The organism is Saccharopolyspora halophila (assembly GCF_039531955.1).
Classification (GTDB): Bacteria; Actinomycetota; Actinomycetes; order Mycobacteriales; family Pseudonocardiaceae; genus Saccharopolyspora; species Saccharopolyspora halophila.
In genome coordinates, this window is record NZ_BAAARA010000008.1 from 95981 (window position 1) to 108949 (window position 12969).

Sequence of the window (12969 nt, forward strand, 5' to 3'; positions counted from 1 at the left end):
CCGTCCGGCGGCCTCCCGGCGATCAGCTCGGGCAGCTCTCGTTGCGGCGCAACGCCTTGTAGATCAGCGCGTCGCACAGCGCCAGCCAGCTGGCCTCGACGATGTTGGCGTGCACGCCCACCGTGGTCCACTCCTGCTCGCCGTCGCGGGACTCCACGAGCACGCGGGTGACCGCGTCGGTGCCGGGCTCGTCGACCAGGATGCGCACCTTGTAGTCGGCCAGTTCCACCGATTCCAGCCACGGCAGGTGCGGCACCAGCGCCTTGCGCAGCGCGGCGTCGAGGGCGTTGACGGGACCGTTGCCCTCGGCGGTGGCGATCTCGCGCTCGCCGCCGACACCGACGCGCACGGTGGCCTCGGCGACCACGTGCCCGTCGGCGCTGCGGTCCAGGACCACCCGGTAGGAGTCGAGCTCGAACGGCGTCTCGAGCGCGTCGTCGGCCATCTCCTGGCGCAGCAGCAGCTCCAGCGAAGCGTCGGCGGCCTCGAAGGACCAGCCGTGCGCCTCCAGCTCCTTGACCCGTCGCACGGCGCCGCCCACCGCGTCGGGGCGCTGCGAGAGGTCCAACCCTAGTTCGGCGCCCTTGAGCTCGAGGCTGGCGCGACCGGCCATCTCGGTCACCAGCACCCGCATGTCGTTGCCGACCTCGGCGGGATCCATGTGGTTGTAGAGCTCCGGGTCCACTTTGATCGCGCTCGCGTGCAAGCCCGCCTTGTGCGCGAAGGCGGAGTGCCCCACGTAGGCCTGGTGCGTGTCCGGCGCCAGATTGGCGATTTCGGCGAGCGCGTGCGAAACGCGGGTCAGCTCGGCGAGTTTGCCCTCCGGCAGCACCGGCATCCCCAGCTTGGCACCGAGATTGCCCAGCACCGCGAAAAGATCGGCGTTGCCCGCGCGTTCGCCGTACCCGTTGGCGGTGCACTGCACGTGGGTGGCTCCGGCCTGCACCGCGGCGACGCTGTTGGCCACCGCGCAGCTCGTGTCGTCCTGGCAGTGGATCCCCACGCGCAATCCCGTGCGCGCGATGACCTCGCGGACCGTGTCGGCCAGCTGCAGCGGGAGCTGACCGCCGTTGGTGTCGCAGAGCACCACCACGTCGGCCCCCGCGCTCGCGGCGGATTCCAGCACGCGCAGCGCGGTCTCCGGGTCGAACGCGTAGCCGTCGAAGAAGTGCTCGGCGTCGACGAACACCCGTCGTCCGTTGTCCACCAGGTACTTCACCGTGTCGGCGATCATCGCGCAGTTCTCGTCCACATCGGTGCGCAAGGCGCTCTCGATGTGCCTGCGATCCGATTTGGCCACCAGGGTCACCACCGGCGCCCGCGATTCCAGCAGCGCCGAAACCTGAGGATCTTCGTCCACTTTGGCCCCGGGACGTCGCGTCGAGCCGAAGGCGACCAGAGCCGCGTGCTCCAGGGCGAGCTCACCGGCGGCCGCGCGCTGGAAGAACTCGGTGTCCTTGGGCAGCGCGCCGGGCCAGCCGCCCTCGATGAAGCCGACACCGAGCGAATCCAGCTGCCGGGCCACCGCCAGCTTGTCGGTGACCGAGTAGGCGATGCCCTCGCGCTGCGCACCGTCCCGCAGAGTCGTGTCGAAGACGTGGAAGTCGTCGCCCAGCGGTGTACCGGCCGGCTTGGTGCGGGTCACTTGGTTTCTCCCGTCGGATTTCGGCTGCTAGCGGACGTGGCGGCACGAGGGCACAAAAAAGACCCCCCGCCAGATGCGAGAGGTCAGCGCGCCGGGGTGCGGAGTCCTTCACCCGACGCGCTCGCCAATAATGATCACCCTGCGAGAAGCCACGAAACCCATGCTGCCGACAACGCACCGCGATGTCCACTGATCGCGACGGTGTTCCCACCATGCGGAAGTGCGAAGGGCGCCTCCGCAGCGCGGAGACGCCCTCGCGAGCACGAATCGCTCGGCAGGTCGTTTCAGTATCAGATCTGCGGGGCGACCTCGCGCGAGGAGACCAGCGCCGCGAGCCGGTCGCCGATGGCGAAGGTGGCCCCCGGTGCCGAGTGGTCCCGGGTGGCCAGGTCGAAGGCCACCGAGGCCTCGACCCGCTTGGAGGCCTCGGCCAGGCCCACGTGGTCGAGCAGCATCGCGATCGACAGCACCGCGGCCGTCGGGTCGGCCACGCCCTGCCCGGCGATGTCCGGGGCGCTGCCGTGCACCGGCTCGAACATGCTCGGATTGCGGCGGGTGGCGTCGATGTTGCCGCTGGCCGCCAGGCCGATTCCACCGGTGACCGCACCGCAGAGATCGGTGATGATGTCGCCGAAGAGATTGTCGGTGACGATCACGTCGAACCTGCTCGGGTCGGTGATCATGTGGATCGTGGTGGCGTCCACGTGCTGGTAGGCCACCGTGACGTCCGGGTACTGCAGCGAGACCTCTTCAACGACCCGCGACCACAACGAGCCCGCGTGCGTGAGCACGTTGGTCTTGTGCACCAGCGTGAGGTGCTTGCGCGGCCGCGCGGCGGCGCGGGCGAACGCGTCGCGCACGACCCGCTCCACGCCGAAGGCGGTGTTGATGCTGACCTCGGTGGCGATCTCGTGCGTGGTGTCCTTGCGCAGCAGACCGCCGTTGCCCGCGTAGAGCCCCTCGGTCCCCTCGCGAACCACGACCATGTCGACGTCGCCGGGCTCGACGACCGGGCTCTTCACGCCCGGGTACAGCCGCGCCGGGCGCAGGTTGACGTGGTGGTCGAGCTCGAAGCGCAGCCGCAGCAGCAGGCCGCGCTCCAGGATGCCGCTGGGCACCGAGGGGTCACCGACGGCGCCGAGCAGGATCGCGTCGTGCTGGCGGAGTTCGCCGAGCACGGACTCGGGAAGCAGCTCCCCGGTCGAGTGCCAGCGCGCGGCCCCTAGGTCGTAACGAGTGATCTCGGTGTCCGGAACCACCTCTCCGAGCACCTTGAGCGCCTCGGATGTCACCTCCGGCCCGATCCCGTCTCCGGGGATCACTGCGAGCCGCATCTACACACCTCCCGAGAATCACCCCGTTCCATCGGGGCTCAAACTGTTGAGCCGAAGGCTACCTACACGCACACGACCTTCGGCACGCCGGGCCCACCAAGTGGATGATGAATCCCGGACTGTGGGACCCCCATTCGGGTGAACAACCCTTCGGGTCCGGTATGAACAAGGGGCCGTCCCAGAAACCGGAACGACCCCTTACTCACTCGATCGAATTATGCAGCGGGCAAAACCGCCGCCCGCACCTACTCAGCGATACCGCCGCGCAGGTGGTCACCCGGTCACTCGAAGCTGACCGTGCGAACGATGGTGGCGCCGACGGCCGCCCCGATGGGCTCCAGCACGCCCTGCTCGACCGGGCGGTCGACGCGCAGCAGCATGATCGCGTTCGAGCGCTCGGTGGTCTGGCTGACCGTGGCGGCGTCGATGTTCACGCCGACCTCGCCCAGCAGGGTGCCCACCTTGCCCATCACGCCCGGACGGTCCGGGTACTCGAGCAGCAGCACGTTGCCCTCGGCCCGCAGGTCGAAGTGCCTGCCGTTGACCTCGACGATCTTCTCGACCAGGTTCGGGCCGGACAGCGCACCGGAGACCACGGCGGTCGTGCCGTCGGACATGTGCGCCTTCAGCGAGACGACGCTGCGGTGGTTCGGGCTCTCGGCGATGGTCTTGACCTCCACCTGCACGCCGAGCTCCTCGGCCAGCTGCGGAGCGTTGACGAAGGTGACCTGGCTTTCCACCGCGCCGGAGAACACGCCGCGCAGGGCCGCCAGCTGCAGCACCGAGACGTCCTCGTCGGCCAGCTCGCCGCGGGCCTCGATGGTCACCGAGCTCGGCGTCTGGCCCAGCAGCCCGGCCAGGGTCTGGCCCAGCTTCTGGGTCAGCGACAGGTACGGGCGGACCTCCTCGCCGACGGCGCCGCCCTGGACGTTGACCGCGTCCGGGACGAACTCGCCAGCCAGCGCCAGGCGGACCGACTTGGCCACGTCGGTGCCCGCGCGGTCCTGGGCCTCCGCCGTGGAGGCACCGAGGTGCGGGGTGACCACGACGTTGTCCAGCGAGAACAGCGGGCTGTCGGTGATCGGCTCGGTCTTAAACACGTCGACGCCCGCACCACCGATGGTGCCGTTGCGCAGCGCGTCGACCAGGGCGTCCTCGTCGACCAGACCACCGCGCGCGGCGTTGATGATGATCAGGCCCGGCTTGGCCTTCTTGAGCTCCTCGGCGCCGATGAGGCCCAGGGTCTCGGCGGTCTTGGGCAGGTGGATCGACAGCGCGTCGGCGCGGGAGAGCAGCTCGTCGAGCGAGACCAGCTCGATGCCCAGCTGCGCGGCGCGGGCCTTGGAGATGTAGGGGTCGTAGGCGATCAGCTTGGTGCCGAACGCGGCCACGCGGGCGGCGAACAGCTGACCGATCTTGCCCAGACCGACCACACCGACGGTCTTGCCGTTGAGCTCGCTGCCGGTGTAGGAGCTGCGCTTCCACTCGCCGCCCTTGAGGCTGGCGTCGGCCTGCGCGACGTTGCGGCACACCGCCAGCAGCAGCGCCATGGCGTGCTCGGCGGCGGAGACGATGTTGGAGGTGGGTGCGTTGACCACCATGACGCCGCGCTCGGTGGCGGCCGGTACCTCGACGTTGTCGAGCCCCACGCCGGCACGGGCGACGACCTTCAGGTTCTTGGTCGCCGAGAGGACCTCGGCATCGACCTTGGTTGCGGAACGGACCAGCAGCGCATCGGCGTCGGCGACGGCTTCGAGCAGCGCCGGCCGATCGGTGCCGTCCACATTGCGGATCTCGACCTCGTCACCAAGGGCGTCGATCACGGACGGGGCCAGCTTCTCGGCGAGAAGGACGACAGGACGGCTTGCATTGGTCACGGGCGAACTCCAAGCGGAAGATCACGATCGGCACGACGTTGTGCCCGGACGGTCGGAAGTTTAACGGGAGATTGAGAACGTGTTCACAAGGGTGTAGCCCGGATCACCACCATTCGGGCGGAATCCGTTCCTCCCCGTGCCGTCCCCATCACCCCAGATCAGCGCCCCGATCAGGGGCTTCGCCGCCCTCGGGCGGGGCGAATTCTCGCCACGCCGCACCGGGCCGGGGCCGCTTTCCGTGCGACCGGCCCCGTTCCGGTGCGGCGGCCGGATGTGCGGCGGCGACGGCTACGGCTCGTCGAATTCGCCATCCTTGGCCCCGGCCACGAACGCGTCCCACTCCTCAGGAGTGAAGACCAGGACGGGCCCGGCCGGATCGGCCCCGTTGCGCATTCCCACGTAGCCGTCGACGAAAGCGATCTCCACGCCCGGCTCATCCGGTTCGTCGGTGCTGGTGATCCACTCGGCGGTGGAAAAGTCCAGCTCTTCCCGGATGTGCGCCTTGTCGTCGACGATCTCGTTCTCTGAACTCACAGTACGTACCGTATCCCTCACTCATAGCGATTTCCCGTTGTGGGAGACCCGCCCGCGCGGGAACCTACCCACCCCCGCGGCACGACGCGAGGCCCGGTGATGGGTCCTTGAACAGACCGATCACCGGGCCTCGGCGAAATCGCTAACCGGGGTACGGACCCGGGAGTTGTTTCAGCACGCGGCGGTAGCCGCACGCGGTGCGGGACTCAGCCGGCGCCGCCGCGCGAATCCCGCACCGAAACGACTCCTTACTTGTCCGTCCACGACATCAGGGCACGCAGCTTCTTGCCGACCTCTTCGATCTGGTGGTCGTTGCCCGCGTTCTGCAGCCTGTTGAAGTTCGGGCGGCCGCCCTCGTCCTCGGCCACCCACTCCTTGGCGAAGGTGCCGTCCTGGACCTCGGCCAGGATCTTGCGCATCGACTCCTTGACGTGCTCGTCGATCACGCGCGGGCCGCGGGTGAGGTCGCCGTACTCGGCGGTGTCGCTGATGGAGTAGCGCTGGCCGGCGATGCCGCCCTCCCACATCAGGTCGACGATCAGCTTGAGCTCGTGCAGCACCTCGAAGTAGGCGATCTCCGGCTGGTAGCCGGCCTCGACGAGCACCTCGAAGCCGTTCTGCACCAGCGCGCTGGCGCCGCCGCACAGCACGGCCTGCTCACCGAACAGGTCGGTCTCGGTCTCCTCGGTGAAGGTCGTCTTGATGACACCGGCACGGGCACCACCGATGGCGGCGGCGTAGGACAGCGCCAGCGCCTGGGCGTTGCCGGAGGCGTCCTGCTCCATCGCGATCAGGCACGGCACGCCCTTGCCGTCGACGAACTGGCGGCGCACCAGGTGACCCGGGCCCTTCGGGGCGACCATCGCGACGTCCACGTCGGCCGGCGGCTGGATCAGACCGTAGCGGATGTTGAAGCCGTGCCCGAAGAACAGCGCGTCGCCCTGCTCGAGGTTCGGCGCGATGTCGTTGGCGTAGATGTCGCGCTGCTTGGTGTCCGGCGCCAGGATCATGATCAGGTCGGCCTCGGCCGCGGCCTCGGACGGGGTGAGGACCTTCAGGCCCTCCTCCTCGGCCTTGCTCCGCGACTTGGAGCCCTCCTGCAGACCGATGCGGACGTCAACGCCCGAGTCGCGCAGGCTCAGCGCGTGGGCGTGCCCCTGGCTGCCGTAGCCGATGATCGCGACCTTGCGGCCCTGCACGATGCCCAGATCGGCGTCGGCGTCGTAGAAGATCTCGAGTGCCATGGTGTTTCAGCTTTCCTTTCGGGACTTGCTCGTTTGTCGGCCGACGCCTGCAACCGCGGGGTATCGGCCCTGCGGCGGGGATTCGGCGGTTGTCAGCGCGCCGCGGTGGCCGTGATGGAACGCGGGCCACGTCCGATCGCGATCGTTCCCGACTGCACCATCTCGCGAACGCCGTACGGTTCCAGCATTCGCAGCAGCGCGTCGAGCTTATCGACGTCTCCGGTGGCCTCGATGGTCAACGCCTCCGGCGAGACGTCGACCACCTTCGCGCGGAACAGCTGCACGGTCTCCAGCACCTGGCTGCGCACCGAGGAATCGGCGCGGACCTTGACCATCAGCAGCTCGCGCTGCACCGAGGCGTCGGACTCCAGCTCCACGATCTTGATCACGTTGACCAGCTTGTTGAGCTGCTTGGTGACCTGTTCCAGCGGCTGCTCGCCGACGGCGACCACGATGGTCATCCGGGAGATCTCGGGATGTTCGGTCGGACCGACCGCGAGCGATTCGATGTTGAAACTGCGCCGCGAGAACAGACCGGAAACCCGGGCCAGCACCCCCGGGACGTTCTCCACCAGCACGCTGAGCGTGTGTCGGGTCATCGGCGCGCTCACCCCTCGTCCTCGTCGAAAAGCGGGCGGATGCCGCGCGCCGCCATGATCTCGTCGTTGCTGGTACCGGCGGCCACCATCGGCCACACCTGGGCGTCCTTGCCCACCACGAAGTCGATCACGACCGGTCGGTCGTTGATCTCCATCGCCCGCTCGATGACGCTGTCGACGTCCTCCTTGGACTCGCACCGCAGACCGGCGCACCCGTAGGCGTCGGCGAGCAGTTTGAAGTCCGGGATGCGGTGCTTGTGGGTGCCGAGGTCACTGTGTGAGTAACGCTCGGCGTAAAACAGGTTCTGCCACTGCCGGACCATACCCAGGTTGCCGTTGTTGATGACGGCGACCTTGATGGGGATGTTCTCGATCGCGCAGGTGGCGAGCTCCTGGTTGGTCATCTGGAAGCAGCCGTCGCCGTCGATCGCCCACACCGTGCGATCCGGAACGCCGGCCTTGGCCCCCATCGCGGCCGGAACCGCGTAGCCCATGGTCCCCAGCCCGCCGGAGTTGAGCCAGGTGCGCGGGTTCTCGTAGCTGATGAACTGGGCGGCCCACATCTGGTGCTGCCCGACGCCGGCGGCGTAGACGGCTTCCGGGCCGGCGATGGCGCCCAGGCGCTCGATGACGTACTCCGGCGACAGGGTTCCGTCCGCGGGCTCGGCGTAGCCCAGCGGGAAGCGGCTGCGGGCGTCGTCCAGGTACTCCCACCACGGCCCGAGGTCGCTGGTTCCCTGCTCGTCGGAGGCCACGTCGTAGGCGTCGAGCAGCTCGCTGATGACGTCCTTGCAGTCACCGACGATCGGCACGTCGGCGTGCCGGTTCTTGGAGATCTCGGCCGGATCGATGTCGGCGTGCACGACCTTGGCGTCCGGCGCGAACGACGAGAGCTGCCCGGTGACCCGGTCGTCGAACCGGGTGCCCAGCGCGATCAGCAGGTCCGAGCGCTGCATGGCGGCCACCGCCGAGACCGTCCCGTGCATCCCCGGCATGCCCAGGTGCTGCGGATGCGAATCCGGGAACGCCCCGCGCGCCATCAGAGTCGTGACCACCGGAATGCCAGTGTGCTCGGCGAGCCGCTTGAGCTCGGCCTCCGCCTCGGCCTTGATCACCCCGCCGCCGACGTAGAACACCGGCTGCTTGGCCTCGACCATCAGCTTGGCGGCCTCGCGGACCTGCTTGCCGTGCGGCTTGCTGGTCGGGCGGTAGCCGGGCAGCTTCATCTCCGGCGGCCAGGAGAACGACAGCGTCGCCTGCTGGACGTCCTTGGGGATGTCGACCAGCACCGGGCCGGGCCTGCCGCTGTTGGCGATGTAGAACGCCTCGGCGATCGTGCGCGGGATGTCCTCGGCCTCGGTGACCAGGAAGTTGTGCTTGGTGACCGGCAGCGTGATGCCGCAGATGTCGGCTTCCTGGAAGGCGTCGGTGCCGATCAGCCCGGTGGACTGCTGGCCGGTGATGGCCACGATCGGAACCGAGTCCATGTGCGCGTCGGCCAGCGCGGTGACGAGGTTGGTCGCGCCGGGCCCGGAGGTCGCCATGCAGACACCGACCTTGCCGGCGGCCTGGGCGTATCCGGTGGCTGCGTGACCGGCACCCTGCTCGTGACGCACCAGCACGTGCCGGACCTTCTCGGAGTCGAGCAGTGGGTCGTAGGACGGGAGGATGGTGCCGCCCGGAATCCCGAAGACAACCTCGCAGCCCACGGATTCCAGCGAGCGGACCAGCGCCTGCGCGCCGGTCATCTTCACTGGGGCACCGCTCGGCGGCGCAGGCTTGGGTCGGCGTCCCGGCGGAGGGGCCGGGACCGGATTTTGCCTGGTATTGGCGCTGGTCATCGGGTCTGCCTCAAGGTCGGTTGTTGGGCTGGACACGAAAAAACCCCCGCGGACCACATAGCGGTCCCACGAGGGTTGGCGCGTCGACGCTGCGAACTTCCTAGGCGTCGACGCGCCAGGGAAGTACGAGAATGTCGTTCAGTCGCAGCATGGCTCGAACGTTAATCAACGCCCGCACCGGCGTCAAACATACCGAGACGATCGTCTCGCATCATGGACACTCGTTCGGAGGAACGCACACCACCGGCCAGGTCGTCTCCGCAGTTCAGATGGGTCCCCATGAACCACTTCCGGGATGGTGTGACGCGCGCCGCCCCCGCCGTCCCGCCTCGCGGACAGGTTGAAGACCCGATTCGCCGGGGTGAGACCATCGACTCGTGAGCGAGACATCTTCCGAGGCCGGTCAGGGCGCACCCGAGCCGACCGAAACCACCGCGGACCAGGCGGACGACCGGCGGACGCTGACCCTCCGCGTCACCCGCGTGCACCTGGTGTTCGTCGCCGCGCTGATCATGTTCGTCACGCCGATGGCCACCATGGCGGGCGGCCCCTGGTTGCTGCTCTACCTGATCCCGGTGGCCGTCGGGTGGTGGGTGCTGCGCACCGGCACCACGGTCGACGCCGAGCGGGTCCGGGTGCGCACCGCACTCGGCGGCACCGACTTCGGCTGGGACCAGCTGGCCTCCTTGCGGTTGCGCAAGAACCGCTGGGTCAAGGCGGTGCTGACCTCCGGCAAGGAGATCCGGCTACCCGCCGTGCGGGTGAGCGACCTGCCCGACCTGGCCGCGATCAGCGGCGGGCGGCTGACCGACCCCACCACCCAGGGGTAATGTCTGGGCCAGCGCCGCGCTCCGCGCCCACAAGGCGCCGGGGCCGCGGCGCCGGGTGTCTGCCTCCACCACGTCGACGAGGCAATGACCGGAATCCCCGCGGCCAGAAAGCCGCGCTGGTTCTCCTCGCCGCACCGCCGCGCAGGACGAGTTCGATTCAGCATTAAAGAAGGTCACTATGCCGCAGCTGCGTTCCCGAACCACCACACACGGACGGAATGCCGCAGGCGCCCGTTCGCTGTGGCGCGCCACCGGGATGACCGACGACGACTTCGGCAAGCCGATCGTCGCCATCGCCAACTCCTACACCCAGTTCGTGCCGGGCCACGTGCACCTTCGCGACCTCGGCGACGTCGTGGCGGAGACGGTGCGGGAGGCCGGCGGCGTGCCCCGCGAGTTCCACACCATCGCCGTCGACGACGGCATCGCGATGGGCCACAGCGGCATGCTCTACTCGCTGCCCTCGCGCGAGATCATCGCGGACTCGGTGGAGTACATGGTCAACGCGCACCAGGCCGACGCGCTGGTGTGCATCTCCAACTGCGACAAGATCACCCCGGGGATGCTCAACGCCGCGATGCGGCTCAACGTCCCCACGGTGTTCGTCTCCGGCGGGCCGATGGAAGCGGGCAAGGCCGTGGTCGTGGACGGCGTCGCGCAGGCTCCGACCGACCTGATCACCACCATCGCCGCTTCGGCCAACTCCGAGGTCGACGAGGCCGGGCTCACCGAGGTGGAGCGCTCGGCCTGCCCGACCTGCGGTTCCTGCTCGGGCATGTTCACCGCGAACTCGATGAACTGCCTGACCGAGGCGCTGGGGCTGGCACTGCCGGGCAACGGTTCGACCCTGGCCACCCACGCCGCCCGCCGCGAGCTCTTCCAGAACGCTGGCCGCACCGTGGTCAACATCGCCAAGCGCTACTACGCCGAGGACGACGAGTCGGTGCTGCCGCGCTCGGTGGCCAACAAGAAGGCCTTCCAGAACGCCATGGCGCTGGACATGGCGATGGGCGGTTCCACCAACACGGTGCTGCACACCCTCGCCGCCGCGCAGGAGGGCGAGATCGACTTCGATCTCGACGACATCGCCGAGACCAGCAAGCGGGTTCCCTGCCTGTCCAAGGTCGCGCCGAACTCGGACTTCCACATGGAGGACGTGCACCGCGCAGGAGGCATCTCCGCGATCATGGGCGAGCTGGACCGCGCCGATCTGCTGCACCGCGACGTCTCCTCGGTGCACAGCGCGAGCCTGACCGAGTGGCTGTCCGCCTGGGACATCCGCGGCGAATCGCCCTCCGAGAAGGCGCTGGAACTGTTCCGCGCCGCACCGGGCGGAGTGCGCACCACGCAGGCGTTCTCCACCGAGAACCGCTGGTCCTCGCTGGACACCGATGCCGAGAACGGCTGCATCCACTCCGTCGAGCACGCCTACACCTCCGACGGCGGGCTGGCGGTGCTCAAGGGCAACCTCGCCGAGGAAGGCGCGGTGATCAAGGCCGCGGGCATCGACGAGGAGCTCTGGCACTTCCAGGGCCCGGCCCGCGTGCTGGAGAGCCAGGAGCAGGCCGTCTCGGCGATCCTGAAGAAGGAGATCCAGCCCGGCGAGGTTCTGGTGATCCGCTACGAGGGCCCGGCGGGCGGCCCGGGAATGCAGGAGATGCTGCACCCCACGGCCTTCCTGAAGGGGTCCGGCCTCGGCAAGAAGTGCGCGCTGATCACCGACGGCCGGTTCTCCGGCGGTTCCTCGGGTCTGTCGGTCGGGCACATCTCGCCGGAGGCCGCCGCGGGCGGCACGATCGGCCTGGTCGAGACCGGCGACCAGATCCTCATCGACGTGCACGAACGCAGGCTCGAGCTGCTGGTCGACGAGGAGGTGCTCGCCGAGCGCAGGGCCAAGATGGACTCCAGCGAGCACCCGTGGCAGCCGGTGGACCGCGAGCGCAAGGTCAGCACCGCGCTGCGCGCCTACGCCAGGCTGGCGACCTCGGCCTCCTACGGAGCCGTTCGCGACCTGAACAAGTAGGAAGACGTTTCGGTCTGGGTTCGCGTGGCGATGCCGGAAGCGGAACCTCAGACGCCGTCGGGCTCCGGGATCCGCGACTTGAGCGGCCACGCGAGCACCCGCTACCAGATCGGGCCCCGCTCCACATTGGAAGCGGGGCCCGATCTCGTTGTCGCGCACCGTTTTCGGCCGCCAAGCACGAGCTCTGCGACCGGTCAGGGGCGGTAGAACAGCACGATCGTCGCGGCCGTCGCACCCGCGGCGACGAGCAGGAAGAAGAAGCCGAATCCCAGCGGGCGGCGGAACCACACCCGCCCGTAGTCCAGGGCCACGCGCCCCGGGCCGGTGAACAGCAGGGCCAGCCCCATCGCCCCGAGCGTGGCCTCGAACTCGAATCCGCCGTCGGCGTTGAAGAAGCCCGCGCCCTGCCGGACGAACACCGCGCTGGCCATCACGCCGAGCACGCCTGCCGCAGCGGCCGGGGTGAACAGTCCCAGCACCAGCAGCGCGCCCGCGCCGAGCTCGGTGCCACCGGTGACCAGCGCCAAGGCCGCGCTCTGCTCGAAGCCCATCTTGCTCAGGTTCTGGGCGAAGCCGTCCGGTCCGGGACCGCCGAAAGCGCCGAAGAGCTTCTGCGCGCCGTGCAGCAGGAAGATCGCGCCGAGCGCGAACCGCAGCAGCAGCAAGCCGAGGTCGGTTCCGGCGTTCCAGGAGAACGTCTTCCGGTGCTTCTCCACGATCTCGTCGTGGTAGCCGGAGTCACCACCGGGGCCGTCGACCAGCGCGGTCGCCGCGCCGGCATCGGTGTAGTCGTGGTCTTCGTCGTAGTAGTTGTTGAATGTCGCGCCGGGACCCTGGGTGCTGGACGTGGGACCCGCGGCACCGCGCGCCCGCGGTCGCTGCGCGTGCGCACCGTAGTTGCGATCGTCGGGGTAGCCGCCCGCACCGCCAGGGCGATCGTCGTGAGTCTTCACGCCGCTGGAGGCTAAGGCATATCACCCCATCGTGCGAGGCTTTCCGTTGAACCTTCCCGAGGCGTGATTCGTTTGATACCCGAAGTCAC

General features: G+C 68.9%; 10 protein-coding genes. 2 read left to right on the top strand and 8 right to left on the bottom strand.

The annotated features are described in order from the left end of the window. Positions 1–22: 22 nt before the first annotated feature. From cimA to ABD289_RS13020, 7 genes are all read right to left on the bottom strand, one after another. Entirely contained in the window at positions 23–1645 is a 1623-nt protein-coding gene (cimA, locus tag ABD289_RS12990; protein ID WP_344130851.1) for a citramalate synthase, read from the bottom strand. A gap of 290 nt (positions 1646–1935) precedes the next feature. After that, positions 1936–2979, bottom strand: a complete 1044-nt coding sequence (locus ABD289_RS12995) for a 3-isopropylmalate dehydrogenase (RefSeq protein ID WP_344130854.1) — start codon at positions 2977–2979, stop codon at positions 1936–1938. 281 nt (positions 2980–3260) lie between these two features. Next, the gene (serA, locus tag ABD289_RS13000; protein WP_344130857.1) at positions 3261–4856 is read right to left on the bottom strand and encodes a phosphoglycerate dehydrogenase; all 1596 of its coding nucleotides are present in this window, start codon (positions 4854–4856) and stop codon (positions 3261–3263) included. A 288-nt stretch (positions 4857–5144) separates the two neighbouring features. After that, on the bottom strand, positions 5145–5390 hold the full coding sequence (locus ABD289_RS13005) for a DUF397 domain-containing protein (protein ID WP_344130860.1): 246 nt from the start codon (positions 5388–5390) through the stop codon (positions 5145–5147). Between the two features lie 248 nt (positions 5391–5638). Further along, positions 5639–6634: a ketol-acid reductoisomerase gene (gene ilvC / locus ABD289_RS13010; RefSeq protein ID WP_344130863.1), complete on the bottom strand. Its 996-nt coding sequence runs from the start codon at positions 6632–6634 to the stop codon at positions 5639–5641. A gap of 92 nt (positions 6635–6726) precedes the next feature. Continuing rightward, positions 6727–7233, bottom strand: a complete 507-nt coding sequence (ilvN, locus tag ABD289_RS13015; protein WP_344130866.1) for an acetolactate synthase small subunit — start codon at positions 7231–7233, stop codon at positions 6727–6729. 8 nt (positions 7234–7241) lie between these two features. Then, positions 7242–8987 (bottom strand): acetolactate synthase large subunit, encoded by a 1746-nt coding sequence (locus ABD289_RS13020; protein ID WP_425564669.1) that lies wholly within the window; start codon positions 8985–8987, stop codon positions 7242–7244. Between the two features lie 464 nt (positions 8988–9451). On the opposite strand from ABD289_RS13020, the gene ABD289_RS13025 reads away from it, so the two are divergent. Both ABD289_RS13025 and ilvD read left to right on the top strand, forming a co-directional pair. Then, positions 9452–9904: a PH domain-containing protein gene (locus ABD289_RS13025; protein ID WP_344130872.1), complete on the top strand. Its 453-nt coding sequence runs from the start codon at positions 9452–9454 to the stop codon at positions 9902–9904. 178 nt (positions 9905–10082) lie between these two features. After that, positions 10083–11927 (top strand): dihydroxy-acid dehydratase, encoded by a 1845-nt coding sequence (gene ilvD / locus ABD289_RS13030; RefSeq protein ID WP_344130875.1) that lies wholly within the window; start codon positions 10083–10085, stop codon positions 11925–11927. 194 nt (positions 11928–12121) lie between these two features. Here ilvD and ABD289_RS13035 read toward each other — a convergent pair whose 3' ends face one another. Next, the gene (locus ABD289_RS13035) at positions 12122–12880 is read right to left on the bottom strand and encodes a DoxX family protein (RefSeq protein WP_344130878.1); all 759 of its coding nucleotides are present in this window, start codon (positions 12878–12880) and stop codon (positions 12122–12124) included. Positions 12881–12969: the final 89 nt, after the last annotated feature.